This window comes from Streptomyces sp. NPDC051219, from assembly GCF_040682335.1.
Classification (GTDB): domain Bacteria; phylum Actinomycetota; class Actinomycetes; order Streptomycetales; family Streptomycetaceae; genus Streptomyces.
On record NZ_JBFBAS010000008.1, the window covers coordinates 43,607 to 58,620 of the forward strand.

Annotated in this window: 16 protein-coding genes and 2 pseudogenes; 13 read left to right on the forward strand and 5 right to left on the reverse strand. The window is 67.3% G+C overall.

Annotation, left to right across the window (positions count from 1 at the left end; translation table 11 throughout):
• Positions 1-22 precede the first annotated feature (22 nt).
• Positions 23-433: a DUF6542 domain-containing protein gene (locus AB0M62_RS12120; protein WP_366074226.1), complete on the reverse strand. Its 411-nt coding sequence runs from the start codon at positions 431-433 to the stop codon at positions 23-25.
• A 297-nt stretch (positions 434-730) separates the two neighbouring features.
• On the opposite strand from AB0M62_RS12120, the gene ychF reads away from it, so the two are divergent.
• The 6 genes and pseudogenes from ychF to AB0M62_RS12150 all read left to right on the forward strand — a co-directional run bounded on the left by ychF (position 731) and on the right by AB0M62_RS12150 (position 4,633).
• Complete coding sequence (gene ychF, locus AB0M62_RS12125; RefSeq protein WP_366074058.1) at positions 731-1,819, forward strand: redox-regulated ATPase YchF; 1,089 nt, start codon at positions 731-733, stop codon at positions 1,817-1,819.
• A gap of 333 nt (positions 1,820-2,152) precedes the next feature.
• Positions 2,153-2,589: pseudogene (locus AB0M62_RS12130) on the forward strand (hypothetical protein).
• 141 nt (positions 2,590-2,730) lie between these two features.
• On the forward strand, positions 2,731-2,937 hold the full coding sequence (locus AB0M62_RS12135) for a hypothetical protein (protein WP_366074059.1): 207 nt from the start codon (positions 2,731-2,733) through the stop codon (positions 2,935-2,937).
• Positions 2,921-3,445, forward strand: coding sequence for a DUF6879 family protein (locus AB0M62_RS12140; RefSeq protein WP_366074060.1), 525 nt, complete (start codon positions 2,921-2,923; stop codon positions 3,443-3,445). The genes AB0M62_RS12135 and AB0M62_RS12140 overlap by 17 nt, the downstream gene beginning before the upstream one ends.
• Entirely contained in the window at positions 3,435-4,274 is an 840-nt protein-coding gene (locus AB0M62_RS12145; protein ID WP_031078387.1) for a helix-turn-helix transcriptional regulator, read from the forward strand. The genes AB0M62_RS12140 and AB0M62_RS12145 overlap by 11 nt, the downstream gene beginning before the upstream one ends.
• Positions 4,275-4,405: 131 nt before the next feature.
• Positions 4,406-4,633, forward strand: a complete 228-nt coding sequence (locus AB0M62_RS12150; protein ID WP_366074061.1) for a hypothetical protein — start codon at positions 4,406-4,408, stop codon at positions 4,631-4,633.
• Positions 4,634-4,673: 40 nt separating this feature from the next.
• Here the strand turns inward: AB0M62_RS12150 and AB0M62_RS12155 are convergent, their stop codons facing one another.
• Complete coding sequence (locus AB0M62_RS12155; protein ID WP_366074062.1) at positions 4,674-5,105, reverse strand: hypothetical protein; 432 nt, start codon at positions 5,103-5,105, stop codon at positions 4,674-4,676.
• Positions 5,106-5,416: 311 nt separating this feature from the next.
• Positions 5,417-5,689: a hypothetical protein gene (locus tag AB0M62_RS12160; RefSeq protein WP_031078392.1), complete on the reverse strand. Its 273-nt coding sequence runs from the start codon at positions 5,687-5,689 to the stop codon at positions 5,417-5,419.
• A gap of 593 nt (positions 5,690-6,282) precedes the next feature.
• Between AB0M62_RS12160 and AB0M62_RS12165 the strand changes: the two genes are divergently transcribed.
• Complete coding sequence (locus tag AB0M62_RS12165; RefSeq protein ID WP_366074063.1) at positions 6,283-6,564, forward strand: type II toxin-antitoxin system prevent-host-death family antitoxin; 282 nt, start codon at positions 6,283-6,285, stop codon at positions 6,562-6,564.
• Positions 6,561-6,815 (forward strand): Txe/YoeB family addiction module toxin, encoded by a 255-nt coding sequence (locus AB0M62_RS12170; RefSeq protein ID WP_366074064.1) that lies wholly within the window; start codon positions 6,561-6,563, stop codon positions 6,813-6,815. The genes AB0M62_RS12165 and AB0M62_RS12170 overlap by 4 nt, the downstream gene beginning before the upstream one ends.
• A gap of 279 nt (positions 6,816-7,094) precedes the next feature.
• On the opposite strand, the gene AB0M62_RS12175 is transcribed toward AB0M62_RS12170, so the two are convergent.
• The gene (locus tag AB0M62_RS12175) at positions 7,095-8,021 is read right to left on the reverse strand and encodes an EamA family transporter (protein WP_366074227.1); all 927 of its coding nucleotides are present in this window, start codon (positions 8,019-8,021) and stop codon (positions 7,095-7,097) included.
• 791 nt (positions 8,022-8,812) lie between these two features.
• Between AB0M62_RS12175 and AB0M62_RS12180 the strand changes: the two genes are divergently transcribed.
• Both AB0M62_RS12180 and AB0M62_RS12185 read left to right on the forward strand, forming a co-directional pair.
• Positions 8,813-10,390 (forward strand): S8 family peptidase, encoded by a 1,578-nt coding sequence (locus AB0M62_RS12180; RefSeq protein WP_366074065.1) that lies wholly within the window; start codon positions 8,813-8,815, stop codon positions 10,388-10,390.
• A 134-nt stretch (positions 10,391-10,524) separates the two neighbouring features.
• Positions 10,525-11,085: a hypothetical protein gene (locus AB0M62_RS12185; protein WP_366074066.1), complete on the forward strand. Its 561-nt coding sequence runs from the start codon at positions 10,525-10,527 to the stop codon at positions 11,083-11,085.
• A gap of 35 nt (positions 11,086-11,120) precedes the next feature.
• On the opposite strand, the gene AB0M62_RS12190 is transcribed toward AB0M62_RS12185, so the two are convergent.
• Positions 11,121-12,455 carry a glycoside hydrolase family 18 protein gene (locus tag AB0M62_RS12190; protein ID WP_366074067.1) on the reverse strand — a complete coding sequence of 445 codons (1,335 nt, stop codon included), beginning with the start codon at positions 12,453-12,455 and terminating at the stop codon, positions 11,121-11,123.
• A 281-nt stretch (positions 12,456-12,736) separates the two neighbouring features.
• Between AB0M62_RS12190 and AB0M62_RS12195 the strand changes: the two genes are divergently transcribed.
• The 3 genes and pseudogenes from AB0M62_RS12195 (at position 12,737) to AB0M62_RS12205 (ending at position 15,014) form a co-directional block, all read left to right on the forward strand.
• On the forward strand, positions 12,737-13,489 hold the full coding sequence (locus AB0M62_RS12195; RefSeq protein ID WP_366074068.1) for a GntR family transcriptional regulator: 753 nt from the start codon (positions 12,737-12,739) through the stop codon (positions 13,487-13,489).
• Between the two features lie 242 nt (positions 13,490-13,731).
• Positions 13,732-14,625, forward strand: a pseudogene (locus tag AB0M62_RS12200) (hypothetical protein); the annotation flags it as partial.
• Positions 14,626-14,828: 203 nt separating this feature from the next.
• Positions 14,829-15,014 carry an SPOR domain-containing protein gene (locus AB0M62_RS12205; protein WP_366074069.1) on the forward strand — a complete coding sequence of 62 codons (186 nt, stop codon included), beginning with the start codon at positions 14,829-14,831 and terminating at the stop codon, positions 15,012-15,014.

Below are 15,014 nucleotides of genomic sequence, written 5' to 3' on the forward strand. Positions count from 1 at the left end.
GCCCCGGCGCCCTGTTGGGGAGCTAGCGGCGGGACCTGCGCCGGCTCATGATCGTCACCTTCCGCACGATGACGATCAGTCCGGCGACCAGCGTTCCGCCGTACAGCCAGCCTGCGTGCAGTGCCAGGGCCGTGACCACTCCCATCACGTGGCCGCCCAAGCTGTCGCTGCCGCCGGCGATCGGCAGTACGCCGCCCGCGAAGGCGATCGGCACGCTGATCGGCGCGGTGACCAGATCGGCGGGCCGTACCCACAGCGCGGTCGCGGCGCTCACCGGCAGGAACAGCAGGCCGTAGACCACGATCGACTCGTCGAACAGCAGCCGGCAGACGCAGGCCAGCAGGAACATCGAGGCCAGGGCGAACAGACCGCCGCCGAGCCCGGTCAGCCGCGGCCGGGGAACTCTGCGGAGCGCCTGCACCGCGGGCGGCATGGGACGAACGGGACGGGCGGCCGCGACCCGGTAGAGGGCGGCGGTCTCACCGAGCGCCCCGGCGGGGGGCAGCGGGGCCTGGCGTCGCTGCTGGTGACGAGACGGTCGCGTCCTGTGTTGCTCCACGCGACCAACGTAGGTCGCCGGACGGCTTCTATCCGGCTTTGGACACGCGCTTTGGCCGAGCTTGGCACTGAGTTCGACGACATGTGGCTGAGAGGCAACTCCGACACGCCCGTAAACTGGTGAACCGGCCCACTCAGGGCCACGCCATCCTCACTCCAGGAAGTCGCCAACGTGTCGCTCACGATCGGAATCGTCGGCCTGCCGAATGTCGGCAAGTCGACCCTGTTCAACGCCCTGACCAAGAACGACGTACTGGCGGCCAACTACCCGTTCGCCACGATCGAGCCGAACGTCGGCGTCGTGGGCGTCCCGGACCCCCGTCTCGCCGTGCTCGCCGGAATCTTCGGCTCGCAGAAGATCCTTCCGGCCACCGTCGACTTCGTCGACATCGCGGGCATCGTGCGCGGCGCCTCCGAGGGTGAGGGTCTGGGCAACAAGTTCCTCGCGAACATCCGCGAGTCCGACGCGATCTGCCAGGTCATCCGTGCCTTCAAGGACGAGAACGTCGTCCACGTCGACGGCAAGGTCTCGCCCAAGGACGACATCGAGACGATCAACACCGAGCTGATCCTCGCCGACCTCCAGTCCGTCGAGAAGGCCGTACCGCGTCTGACGAAGGAGTCCCGCCTCCAGAAGGAGAAGGTCGCGGTCCTCGCCGCGGTCGAGGAGGCACAGAAGCTCCTCGAAGCGGGCACCACGCTCTTCGCGGCGGGCATCACGGCCGGCACCGAGAAGGGCCGCCTGCTCCACGAGCTGCACCTGCTCACCACCAAGCCGTTCCTGTACGTCTTCAACGTCGACGAGGACGAGCTGGTCGACGAGGACTTCAAGAACGAGCAGCGCGCGCTGGTCGCCCCGGCGGAAGCGATCTTCCTCAACGCGAAGATCGAGTCCGAGCTCATCGAGCTCGACGACGACGAGGCCCTCGAGCTCCTGCAGTCGATGGGCCAGGAGGAGCCCGGCCTCGCCACCCTCGGGCGTGTCGGCTTCAACACCCTCGGCCTGCAGACCTACCTGACGGCCGGCCCGAAGGAAACCCGCGCCTGGACCATCAAGAAGGGCGCCACCGCCCCGGAGGCGGCCGGTGTCATCCACACCGACTTCCAGAAGGGCTTCATCAAGGCGGAGGTCATCTCCTTCGCGGACCTGGTGGAGACGGGGTCGGTGGCCGAGGCCCGCGCGAAGGGCAAGGCGCGCATGGAGGGCAAGGACTACGTCATGCAGGACGGCGACGTGGTGGAGTTCCGCTTCAACGTGTGACGGGCTGACGCCATGATCGGCTGAGGTGCTGGTCAGGCAGTAAAATCCCAGGTCGGGGGCCAGATCTTAGGGTCTGGCCCCTTCCTGTTTTCTCCGGCTGGATCAGCCTGTTTCCTGGCCGTGTGCTGACTTGCTGCTGACTCTCGGGGCGGGTCTGTACGTGCTTTGAGCTGGGGTTCCGGGGTGCCGTGTGAGGCCGGACAGAACGAGGGGCGCACCTGGGGAGGGGCACGGGAAACCCGGTACGCATGGGAAAGGGGCGCCGGGCAGGATGGGGGAGTGGCTGCTGACCTGCTGTGGGATGACGGCAGAGGGTTCTTCGACCCTGATCTGATGGGTGCGCTGCCGGACGTGCTCGTTCCTGGGGCCTCGGTCGAGGACTGGCAGGCTGTCCTCGACCTTGTTGACGTGAGCGGATGGAAGTACCAGTACTCCGAAGGAGAGTCGGTACTTCCGGTGCCTCGGGCGGAGACGGTGCTGTCCCGCCCGGCCGACGCTGAGTGCCCGCAGTTGAGGGTCTGGCTGGCTGCCGATGTGCTGGTGATCTTCCGCTTCTGTTCGTCGGACGAGATCGACTTTGATGTCGACCTGCGGGAACTCCAGGGGCAGGAGCGACTGGACTTGTTCTGCGCGTTCCTCGCGGCCATCGGTCGGCGGTTGGGGAAGCCGGTGCTGATGGATGCCGAGGGCGGCGACGGCAGCCATCCCGTACTCGGTTCGAGGTCGAGAGCGATCGGGTCGTGATGTTGGCGGAGCCGTTCGTTCCCTGACCGCTGTTGGTTCGGGCCTCCTGGAACGACCCCTCTTTATGCGACAACGCGAATATTCACGCGACCGCATGGACGGCGACGGCGCCCCTCCGTACGGTCGTGATGCCGCCCCACGAGGGGCGCGAGACAGGGGGTTTCACCATGGCTCGTGAGGAACTGACCCGGCTGACCGGCAACGGGAACGGCGAGTGCGGCAAGGACGACTGCCCGAACATCTACCGGACCGCGTCCGGCTCGTTCGTCGTCCAAGGTGACGTGTCCCACGCGTTCACCGCTCCTGACGGGGAAGGGCTCGTGGAGATCCCGGAGGAGACATTGAGGGAGGCTTTACGTGCTCTTGGCTGGTGAAGCGTGGGCGGTGCGTTTCGAGCGCTTCACACGGGAGGCGTGGCGCCTTGAGACGCTGCCGCAGTACCTCATGCCGCAGGAGGCAGAGGAGTTCGCAGCGTTCCGTGCTGGAGCCCGCATCGCCCCGGAGGCCGTGGCGAACGAGTACACCGATCGGCTACGCCGACAGGTTGCGGAAGGGCGCACACAGGGCCGCGTTCACGTCGTCACTCGCCCTCTGTCGGAATACCTGCGCTTCGAATTCCACCACTACTACAAGGCCCATGCCTCGGCCGGCGAGCAGATCCGCATTCTCGACGTCACGGACAGGCCCAACCCGTTGGATGGCGTGCAGGACTTCTGGATGTTCGACCATTCCGAAGTGGTTCTCATGAACTACTACCCGGACGGCAGGCAGGTCGGCCGCGAAGTGCACGAGGGTGATACGGCGCCGTTCATCGAGTACCAGAGGATCGCGGTATCCGAGTCGGTTCCCTTTGAGGAGTACGTGAAGGGCCTTGACCTTTGAGCCGGAGGCCCTAGGTCAATCTAGGTCAGACCTAGCGGCGGTCCTGAAGAACGAGCGCAAGCGGGCCGGATGGACTCAAGTCCGGCTCGCGAAGCGCTGCAATATGAGCCAGACAAAGATCAGCAATATTGAGGGCGGGAAGCTCACCCCCGCCATAGTCGACGTAGAGCTGATCCTTGATGCCCTCGGTGCAGAGGGGCCGCTGGCTGCCGAGATCCTCGCCCTTGCCCGCTCCGCGAACACCGAGTGGCAGGACCACTGGAGCTCGCGCCGCAGGGGGCTGGACAAGAAACAGAACGAACTAGCCAGGCTTGAGGCGGTCTCCACGGAGTTCCGCTACTTCCTGCTCTCCATGATTACCGGCCTGCTCGCCACGCCTGAGTACGTGCGCGCGAGCATCGCTGACGTTCCTGGAGACCAGTCCAAGACCATCGCGAAGAAGCTGGAGCGGCAAAGCGTCCTGGTCAATCCGGAGAAGCGGTTCACGTTCCTGTTGACGGAACAGGCCGTCAGGTGGCCATTGCTTCCGCCTTTGGAAATGGCCATGCAGATGGACCGGCTCGCGTCTGTGTCCCGTATCCCGAATGTGCGGTTGGGTGTGATCCCCTTGGGTGGACACATTCCAGAGCGCCCCCTCAACACGTTCACCGTTTATGACCGTCGCCTGGCCACCGTAGAGACAGGAACAGGGGCCCTGATACTCCGGGACCACCGGGACGTGAACGTGTACCGGGAGGACTTCGAACGGTACGAGGGATACGCCGTGTGGGGTGACGACTGCCGTTCACTCTTGAACGACTGGGCCGTGATCTTTACCCGACAACGCTAATAAACGTAGGCCCCTCCGACTCGCTCGATGAAACTGGTTGCTCGCTCGGGACATTCGGTCGGGGAGGCGGCAAGCGTGAGTAATCCGAGAACACGCAACCACCCGCACCGGACACGTGGTCGGAGGAGGCCGTGAGCCGCTCTGTCCTGCGCTACGTAGGGCACCGGATTACCCAGCACCCGGGCACGGACGTGACGTTCGAGGCGGAGTGCCTGGCCTACGAGTGCGGGTGGTCGGCGCAGCCGTCGGCGGATGGTGCTGCCGTGGACGTGGAGTGCATGAGCCATACCGGTCGGACAGGGCACGGGAGCTTCCGGCGCGTGTGTACGTCGTTCGCCTTGGTGGTGCGGACCGAGTAGGGGCACACCCTTGGTGTGCTGGGAATCTTGACCGGTGCAGCTACGAGCCGTGCGGTGGCTTGGTGTCCCAATCGACGCGGGTCTGAAGCGTGACTGGGAGAATTTCGAGTTCGTCGTCCTCCAGAAGCAGCTCGGAGGTCTGTGCCGAGCAGCCAACGTAGGTCGACAGCAAGTCATAGTCGGTAGTGACCACCCAACTGCGATCTTGCGGCCACCAGAATTCTGGGCCGCTCTCTCCCACCAGGTCCCTCACCGATTCTCTTACGTTCTCAAGGTCGGCCAGGGAGCTGTGACAGACGAGAGGTCCGTCGTCGCCCCAGAGCATGGCCGCGAGGTCGTAGGCGAAGTACACGGCCTGCTCCCCGGAAACCATGCCGAGCAGGCGAGCAAGCGCCCGTCGGCTGCGCTCGTCGAGAGCCCCATCATCGGCCACCCACAGCGGTTGTCCCAGGCTGAGCTCCTGGCGCGGCAACCACCTGTGGGATATCTCCGGGTGAAACGGAACATTAGAGTCCTGGGCCCACGACTCCCACGTGCGGCTGCGACTTGAACCGTCCGTGGCCTCGAAGCGGTGGAAGAGCCGTACGTATGCCTCCTAGCCGCTCGGTACAAGCTCGGACACCACGTGCCCAGGCCCGTCCCTCCGAGCGGCCGAGCCGGTCGTGGAGCCACGCCAGCTCAGTTCTGTCGTACTTCCATTCACGCCTCTCCGTCATGGCACCCATTCTCGTGCCACATGGCAGCACCTTTGGGGCGTGAAGCCGGGGGCCTGTCCAGGTCAGGTCAGGTGACGGGCGACGCGCACGCCATGAACGGCCCGGCAGCCTTGCTCCACGACTCGCCTCGCGCGAGAGCGGCTGCCCCCTCCGTGCGCAGTGACTCAACCACGGGCGCGAGGAAGTCCGTCCGCCAGTGCTGCGCGCTCTCAGGATTCATGCCGCTCGACTCGACCACCGACCCCACCCTGGCTTCGAGGACGGCCGCGCCCTGCGCCGTGTCGTCGCCGGTCCACTCGTCTACGTGCTCGGCCACCAAGGCCCACGAGAGCTTGATCATGGGCCGGATCGTAGAGGCGATGGCGGAAGGAAGGGAGAGGGCGAAGGGGGTGGGGTATGACCCCTTGGACTGGTCACCGGCGACCGCCCTGCCTTAGCAGCGCAAATTCCGCCACGGTTCCAGACCACTCCGACCCTCAGCCGGCGACTTTGGTGAACTGGGCACGGATGTACGACTGCCACGGGGGCATCGATCGCGTCCCCGAGCTCCTGGCGCGCGTCGAGCGCGAGGACGACGCAGAGGCATGGGATGAGCTGGGTTACCGGCTGGTCCTTGAGTGCGACTTGGTGTTCCCCGCCAGTTTCGCCGCACTGCCGCGTCTGGTGCGTCTCGCGTCGCGGAGCGCGCGGGCGCGCGGGCTGGCCGGGACGATCGTGCGGTGCGCGGCAGGGGGCCACGGGTGCGACGATCTGCTGGCGGGCTGCGCCGACGCGAACCAAGCATGCAGGTCAGGAGGGGGCGACTCCTGAGGGAGTCGGCCCCTTGTTTCTTCCCGTGCTGGGATGCCTGATCTGCCATCAGCTGCTGGCCCCGCGTGAGACGGGCTGAGAGTGGTACGTTATTAGGTACCACTTGAGGGAAGGGGTCACGTCATGTCCATAACCGCGAGCGAAGCCCGCAAGGCTCTCTTTCCGCTGATCAAGAAGGTCAACGACAATCACGAGGCCATCGAGATCGTCTCCAAGCACGGCAACGCCGTGCTCGTCTCGGCCGAGGATTACGCGGCTCTGCGTGAGGGCTCGTACCTGCTGCGCTCTCCGGCGAACGCTCGCCGACTGCTCAGGGCATATGAGAACGCCCTGGCCAACATCAACGTGTCGGAGCGCGAGCTGATCGATCCGGACTCGGCGGACGCCGGCGCGGGTGCCGCGTGAGGCTTGTCTTCGAGGATCAGGGCTGGGAGGACTACACGTCCTGGCTCAAGAACGACCGCAGGATGCTCGCCCGGATCAACAAGCTCATCGAAGACGTCAAGGGTGATCCTTTCTCTGGAATCGGCAAGCCCGAGCCGTTGAAGTACCACTTGCCGGGGGCCTGGTCCCGACGGATCGACGATGAGCACCGCCTCGTCTACCTCGTCACGGATAAGGAGATCGTCATCCTCGCCGCCCGCTACCACTACTGATCGCTGAGCGCCCCGGGGTGTGCTGGGATGTTTCTCCCGTGCTGGGATCGTCCTGGAATGGCCCTCTCCAGGCGACGTTTCCGCAGGTGGGAGCAGGTCAGGAGGGGGCGGACTCTGATGAGTCCGACCCCCTGCGTTCCCGTGCTGTGGTGCTGACCCTCAGGGGCTTCGGGTGAGGCGAGCTTGTCCGGGTCGAGGCCGGACCAAGGGATCACCCTCGCCGCCCGCTACCACTACCGCTTTCGCGCACGCACCGACCCGGGACGGCCGCCTGTCCGTTCAGCTCTTCCGTTCCGTACTGACGATGACGCAGACCCCCGCAACCACGATCGCGCCGCCGACCGCGATCGGCCAGGTCAGGCGCTCGTTCAGGATCAGGCTGCCGAGCAGCACCGCCACCACGGGGTTCACGTACGCGTACGTCGAGACCAGAGACAGCGGGGCGGTGTGCAGCAGCCAGGCGTACGCCGTGAAGGCGACCAGGGAGCCGAAGACGATGAGGTAGCCCAGGGCAAGCCAGGACCGTGTGGAGATTTCGGCCAGCTCGAGGCCCTGGTGCTCGCCGCGGGTCAGTCCCAGCAGGAGGCAGCCCAGGCCGCCCGCCAGCATTTCGTACGCGCTGGTCGCGAAGGGGTTGGCCGGCATCGGGATCTTCGACGAGGAGAAGGAGCCGGCCGACCACAGCAGGGTCGCGACGAGGACCGTGACGACTCCGGAGAGTTGCACCTCGCCGCTCAGGCCGGGCACGGTCAGCACCACCAGGCCGGCCAGCCCCAGCAGTACGCCGCCGAACGTCCGCAGCGGCGGCCGGTCGCCGGCGGCCGTGCGGAGCAGGACCACCCACATGGGAACCGCAGCCACCAGGAGAGCGGCCAGGCCGGACGGGACCGTGGTCTCGGCGAGGACGACCAGGCCGTTTCCGCCGAGGAGCAGGAGCAGGCCCACCACAGCGGCGGAAGCGAGCTGCCGCGGTGTGACGCGGAGGGCAGCCGGGCCCTGCCGCCAGGCCACCAGCGCGGTGAGGAGCAGACCCGCCACGATGAACCTGCCGCCCGCGGAGAGGAACGGCGGCATCGTCTCCACCGCGATACGGATCCCCAGGTATGTGGAGCCCCAGAGGACGTAGACGATTGCGAGGGCGCCCCACACCGTTCCGGACACCCTCCCGGCCGCGGGCGGTTGGGGTTGCGGCGATATGCCGGTGATGGAGGTCGCGGGCTCTGCCGGCGCTTTTCGCGTGAACACGAGGCATGATCCTAGGGATTCGACCGGAGTAAACCAAGAATTCTGCCCGAATCCGGGCAGATGGGAGCGATTTCAGGGACGGAGTGCGGCGTTCTGCTCGCGGTGAGCGCGAGCGGCTCTGCCGAGTCATGACCGCAGTCCATCAGGGCGTTGTGGGCGAACGCTGGCGGAAATGCGACATGAAGTCGCGGCCGTTCCCGCCGCTTCGCCGGACGCTTGGGGGAGTGGAGGAATTGCGGAGCCATTGTGTGCATTTGCGCACGTCCTTGCCGAGGGTGACGGTCCGGTGACGGCCCCGCACGACGCCCGAGGAAACCGCCGCCGCTGTAACGCTCCCGTGAACTCGGTGCCCCTTCCGGGAGTTGGCTTGATCTTTACGGCGGAAGAGGCCAGGTCCCGGGAGCCTCGACCGACCCGACGGGACCGGCAGGAGCGGCCGGACGGCAGCTCGGGAGCGGCCGCTCGGCGGCCGCACCGCACAGGTTCGGAACGCCGTCCGCGCCGGCCTCTGTCGCAATAGGTGACGTGCCGTCATGACAGCTGTGTGGCAGGCGCGTTACGCGTGTGTAGAACCCTTGTGGGATTCCTATGCATGCGTCAATCTTTCGCTGGCAGCCGGACGACGAACCGCCGCCGAATCCGAGGCGACGGCTTGTCATGCCCCTGCTAAATCACCCCCCACAGCACCCCCTGCATCACCCCCCACAGCAACCCCCCACCGCAACGCACCACCTATGAGGAGGACCCCTCACATGTCTGTGATGCGTCATTCCCGGCGAAGAATTGCCGGCATCAGTGCGACCGCCGTCGCCGCCCTCGCACTCGGCGCGGCCTCCGCGCTCCCCGCCGTCGCCGCGGACCCCGCCGCAGCCGAAGGCCGGATCGAGAACGCGGGCGCCCCAGGTGCCATCGCCGGCAGTTACATCGTCACCCTCGACGAATCGGCGGCCGACGCCGGCTCCGCCGAGGGCCGGGCGCTCGCGCAGAAGTTCGGCGCGAAGATCAAGAAGACGTACCAAGCGGCCCTGAACGGCTACGCCGTCGAGCTGACCGAGGCACAGGCGAAGAAGTTCGCCGCGGACCCGGCCGTCGACTCGGTCGTACAGAACCGCATCTTCACGGTCTCCGGAACCCAGCCCAGTCCGCCGTCCTGGGGTCTGGACCGGATCGACCAGAAGAACCTGCCGCTGAACCAGAGTTACACCTACCCGGACAAGGCCGGCGAGGGCGTCACCGCGTACGTCATCGACACCGGTGTCCGGATCAGCCACAGTGACTTCGGCGGCCGGGCCTCGTACGGCTACGACGCCATCGACAACGACAACACCGCCCAGGACGGCCACGGCCACGGCACGCACGTCGCCGGAACCGTCGGCGGCAACGCCTACGGCGTGGCCAAGAAGGCCAAGATCGTCGGCGTCCGCGTACTCAACAACCAGGGCTCCGGCACCACCGCCCAGGTTGTGGCGGGTATCGACTGGGTGACCCAGAACGCCGTCAAGCCCGCCGTCGCCAACATGAGCCTCGGCGGCGGCGCGGACTCCGCGCTCGACACCGCCGTACGCAACTCCATAGCCTCCGGCATCACCTACGCCGTGGCGGCGGGCAACGAGTCGACCAACGCCAACACCAAGTCGCCCGCCCGGGTGACCGAGGCGATCACGGTCGGCGCCACCACCAATACGGACGCCAAGGCGAGCTACTCGAACTTCGGGGCCGTCCTCGACCTGTTCGCGCCCGGCTCGTCCATCACCTCGTCGTGGAGCACCAGCGACAGCGCCACGAACACCATCTCCGGTACGTCGATGGCGTCCCCGCACGTCGCCGGCGCGGCCGCCCTGTACCTCGCGGACAACCCGTCGTCCACGCCGGCGCAGGTGTCGACCGCCCTGGTCAACGCCGCCACGCCGAACGTCGTCGGCAGCCCGGGCACCGGCTCGCCCAACCGCCTGCTGTACGTCGGTGGCGGTACCACCCAGCCGCCCGGCGACAAGTTCGAGAACACCACCGACTACGCGATCAACGACAACTCCACTGTGGAGTCGCCGGTCACCGTCAGTGGAGTTGCCGGCAATGCGCCCGCGACGCTGAGCGTTCCGGTCGACATCAAGCACACCTACATCGGTGACCTGAAGATCGACCTGATCGCCCCGGACGGCACCGCCTACACCCTGAAGGGGTACGGCACGGGCGGCAGCTCGGACAACGTGCTGCAGACCTACACGGTCAACGCGTCGTCCGAGTTGGCCAACGGCACCTGGAAGCTCCGGGTGAGCGACAACGCGAACATCGACACCGGCAAGATCGACTCCTGGGCGTTGCAGTTCTGACGCTCCGGGTCCGCCGGCAGTGAGTTGAAGAGGGGCGGTCGCTTCGGCGGCCGCCCCTGCTTCGATCCTCGGGGCACGGCCCGCGTACGATTCGCGCAGCCTTTCGCCTGATCCGACGAGGAGCACCGCACTTCGTGGACATACCTCGGCCACCCGTTTCCGGTGAGGTGCCCCAGGGCCGGCCACCGCCGCCTCAGTACCCGTACGGATACGGCGGTCCCCAGCGGCCGCCGCTCAACGGCCTGGCCGTCGCGTCGCTCGTGCTCGGTCTCGTGGTCGACGCCCCGGAGGTGGAGATCGAGGTTGACCTGGAGAGCTACCGGACCTGGGCGGTACAGGTGTCGCGGACGCTGACCGGGCACGCGCGGCAACTGCGTGCGCATCCGTGGCCTGCGCCGGCGGAGAAGGCGGTCCAGGACCGGATACGGGAGATCGAAGCCGCCCAGAAGCACTGGGCGAAGGCGGCCGGGGCCACCGACGAGGAGACCTTCTGGGAGCACTGGGACGCGGCCGAGCTGGCGCTCGACACCGAGGTCCGGGCGAAGGACGCCAAGGCGCGCGAGGCGCTGGGCCTGGACACCACTCCTCCGGTGTACGAGGACTCCGACGACAGCTCGGGCAGCGGCTTCGGTGACGTGTCCGGCGACGCCTCGGGTGAGGGCGGCAGCGCGACGGGCGGGTCCGGGCCGGCCTGAGGCCGTACCCGTCCCCGCCCGGTACTCCCTTGCCGTCAGCCGCGATTCAGTCCGCGGTGGACGGCGGTCATCAGTTCACCGTCGGCCGTGTCCCCGTCCAGGGACCAGAACATCGCGCCACCCAGCCGGTGGTCGCGGATGTACGACGTCTTGGCGCGCAGCACCTGGGGATCGTCGTACGTCCACAGTGTCGTGCCGTCGAAGAGCCAGGCGTGGCCGTTCTCGCGGTCCCGGTACACCTTGTACGTACCCGAGTCGGCGAGCTTCCTGAGCGCCTTGTAGTCCTCGTAACCGGCGGCCCAGGTGGCCGGTGCCGGAGCCGCGGCGGGCCGGCCGAGGCCGTTGCCGCCGCCCGTCACGCCGGTCCAGCCCTGGCCGTAGAACGGCATGCCCATCACCAGCTTGCGGGCCGGCGCACCGCGTTCCAGCCAGGCGTCGACCGTACCGTCGACGCTGAAGTCGTCCCTCGCGTACAGCGCGGACTGCTGGGCGGTGGTCTTCTCACCGGAGACGTGGAAGTCGTAGCCCTGGAGGTTGACGAAGTCGAATTCCCGCATGATCTTGCGTACCTCGAAGCCCGCGTCGATCTTTGCCGGGGCGGTCGGGACGAACGCGGTGAGTTCGTACCTCCGGTGCTGCTGTCGGCCGTGGGCGTCGAGCTGGGTACGGAACTCGCGTACCAGCGCGGTGAAGTTCTTCTTGTCCTCCGGCCGGAACACGGTGTCCGTGTCGCCCGCCGAGCCGGGCCACTCCCAGTCGAGGTCGATGCCGTCGAAGACACCGGCGGCCGCTCCCGCTCCGCCCCGCGCGCCGTCCACGGGAAGGTTGCCCTTGATGTACAGGTCGATGCAGGAGGAGACGAACGCCTTGCGGGAGGTCGCGGTGCGGGCCGCGTCGGAGAAGTGGGTGGACCAGCTCCAGCCGCCCAGGGAGATCAGAGCCTTGAGGCCCGGATGCCTGGCCTTGAGCTCGCGCAGCTGGTTGAAGTTGCCCGCGAGGGGCTGTTCCGCGGTGTCCGCGACGCCGTCCACCGAGTTCTCGGCGTCGAGTGGCCGGGCGTAGTCGGCCCACGGGTCCGACTCTCCGGGGACGGGATCGAGGAAGCACTTCCCGTCGGGACCGACGTTTCCGAAGGCGTAGTTGATGTGGGTCAGCTTGGCGGCGGTACCGCTGGTTTCGAGGTCCTTGACCTGGAAGTCGCGGCCGTACACACCCCATTGGGTGAAGTAGCCGACGCGCTTGTACGCGCGGTGGTGGCGGTCGCGGTCGTCGCCGTCCGCCGCCGCGGCTGGGGCGAGCGTGGCCAGGAGGGAGAGGGAGCAGGCGGCAACGGCCAGCCGGCCGAGGGCTCTTCGGGATCTCGGGCGCATGGGCGAGGTGCTCTTTCCTGTACGGGAAACGAGTGCGGGCGCAGGAGCCTTGCTGTGCATGCGGGAAGTTATTGGTCTGGACCATCCTGGTCAAGGGGGCGGCTACGGGAGCGGGGTGGGGGGCAGGTTATGACCAAGGCAGTTTCTTGATCGCCATACCTGCGGTAAGTGGCCTGCGTAAACCCAAGTCATCACTTCGGGTGAAACTTTGGCCTGCGCTTGCGGTCAACAACCCACGGTTGCCACGCTGTTGCTGTCTGTCAACCTGATGGGAGTGGCCAGTGACATTCGGTGAGCAGCCGGCCTATCTGCGCGTCGCGAGTGATCTCCGGCAGAAGATCGTCAGCGGTTCGCTGCCACCGCACACGAGGCTGCCCTCGCAGGCCCGTATCCGCGAGGAGTACGGCGTCTCCGACACCGTCGCGCTGGAGGCCCGAAAAGTGCTGATGGCCGAGGGGCTGGTGGAGGGACGTTCCGGCTCCGGGACGTACGTACGCGAGCAGCCCGTCCCGCGCCGGGTGGCCCGTACCGGCTATCGGCCGGGCGGTGGCTCGACGCCCTTCCGGCAGGAGCAGGCCGAGGGTGGCGCGCGCGGCACCTGGGAGTCCAGCAGCGAGCAGACGGAAGCGAGCCGTGAGGTCGCCACGAGGCTCGGCGTCGAGCCGGGCGAGCGGGTGATGTGCACGCGGTACGTCTTCCGGGACGCGGGGGAGGCGATGATGCTGTCCACGTCCTGGGAGCCACTCGCCGTCACCGGCCGCACTCCGGTGATGCTGCCGGAAGAGGGCCCGCTCGGTGGCTGCGGAGTGGTCGAACGGATGGCCGCCATCGACATCGTCGTGGACAACGTGGTGGAGGAGGTCGGCGCGCGCCCGGGCCTGGCGGAGGAGATCATGGCGCTCGGCGGGGTCCCGGGGCATGTGGTGCTGGTCATCGAGCGGACGTACTACGCGTCGGGGCGGGCCGTGGAGACCGCTGACGTGGTGGTCCCGGCGGACCGTTACCGGATCGCCTACCACCTGCCCGTGAGGTGACCGCCGCCCCGACCGGGGGGCGGACGGATCGCCCCACCGCCAGCCGGACAGCCTGTCCGCCCGCTGGGACCGCGAGTTAGCGCCCCGTCGGCCTCCGTAACGTGCGGGCAACCACTCGCTGCGACGTGCTGTCATGCGCGGCTCCTACCTTTCCCGTCCGTATCCGCAATTCGGTCGGACGACAGGCCCGGCGGGCCGGGGTGCCGCGTCCGGTGCCTTGTGCGACGGCCACGAAACACCGCGCTTTCGGCTCCTTCGGTGGTACGGAGGGGGCGGGCGCGGGCTTCTCCTGGATCGGCTTCGGGCTCGGGACGGGTATCGCCCTGTCCCTGATCGCCCAGATCGGTGAGCAGGCGGACTATCTGCGCTTCATGCCGGCCAAAACCGGGCAGAACAAGCGTCGTTGGAACCTGGCCGTGCTCGCGGCAGATCCAGGCGCTGAAGCCCTGGCTCGTGACCAACGCCTACAGCGGCCCGCTGTCCTGGTCGAACTCTTTCTCCCGCATCACGCACAAGCACCTGGGCCGCGTCTGGTACATCTTCCTCAACCTCGGCATCGCGCTGACGCTCATGGAGATGAGCATGTTCGCGGCGCTGGGCAAGCTGCCCGGGTTCTACTCCAACGTCGGCATCGCATGGATCGTCGCCGTCGCGCCGATCTCGTCATCAACAAGCGGATCGGACTCAGCCCCCGGTACATCGAGTTCAAGCGGGCCTATCTGTACGCGGCGAATCCGGCCGGCTTCGGTGCCATGGCGATCGCCTCGACCGTATCGATTCCGGCCTTTTCCGGGCTCTTCGGCCGGTACGTGGAAGCCTTCTCCACATTCATCGCCGCCGGACTCGCCCTGGTCTTCTGCCCGTTGATCGCGTGGGCCACCAAGGGCCGCTACCGCCTGGCCCGCCCCAACACCGTCAACGGTGCCGAGGTGCTGGTGGAGGACGTGACGGCCACCCACACGTGTGCCGTCTGCGAGACGGCGCACGAGCTGCCGGACATCGCCGACTGCCCGGTGCAGGCGGGCCCGATCTGCTCGTTGTGCTGCTCGCTGGACGCGGAGTGCGGCGACGTCTGCCGCAAGGATCCGAAGACCAGTCCGGTCGCGCTGCCGATGCCTGCCATGCCCGGTAGCTGACGCTCGGTCACCCTCCCGCCGGGTGCGCCGTCGTGCGCCGCTTCGCACGAACCGCCGACTGGCTGGATGCGCACCTGTGAGCCGTACCTCTTTGTGAAAACCCGTATCCGCTCAGTAAAGGTCGGGCGTAAGCTCGGGCATATGCGGATTGCGGTTTCCTGGGGACTCTCAGAGGTGCGCACGACGGCGGAGGGTGAAGCGCAATGAACGACAGCGGCGCTGTTCTGCCGTGGCTGGTCATACGGCAGGACGACAACGGCAACCGCTACCGGGTGGGCAGGTACGCCACCCGAGCCGAAGCCCAGAAGATCGTCGACAGCCTCGACGCTTCGGGGCACAAGCAGCTCTACTGGGTCGAGCGGATCGGTCAGAGCGCGACGCACAACTGA

Bases quoted from the DNA above. Each gene is read 5' to 3' on its own strand.
- AB0M62_RS12120 (WP_366074226.1), bottom strand. From the start codon at position 433: ATGCCGCCCGCGGTGCAGGCGCTCCGCAGAGTTCCCCGGCCGCGGCTG.
- AB0M62_RS12135 (WP_366074059.1), top strand. From the start codon at position 2,731: ATGGCTCGTGAGGAACTGACCCGGCTGACCGGCAACGGGAACGGCGAG.
- AB0M62_RS12160 (WP_031078392.1), bottom strand. From the start codon at position 5,689: ATGATCAAGCTCTCGTGGGCCTTGGTGGCCGAGCACGTAGACGAGTGG.
- AB0M62_RS12165 (WP_366074063.1), top strand. From the start codon at position 6,283: ATGTCCATAACCGCGAGCGAAGCCCGCAAGGCTCTCTTTCCGCTGATC.
- AB0M62_RS12180 (WP_366074065.1), top strand. From the start codon at position 8,813: ATGTCTGTGATGCGTCATTCCCGGCGAAGAATTGCCGGCATCAGTGCG.
- AB0M62_RS12190 (WP_366074067.1), bottom strand. From the start codon at position 12,455: ATGCGCCCGAGATCCCGAAGAGCCCTCGGCCGGCTGGCCGTTGCCGCC.
- AB0M62_RS12205 (WP_366074069.1), top strand. From the start codon at position 14,829: ATGAACGACAGCGGCGCTGTTCTGCCGTGGCTGGTCATACGGCAGGAC.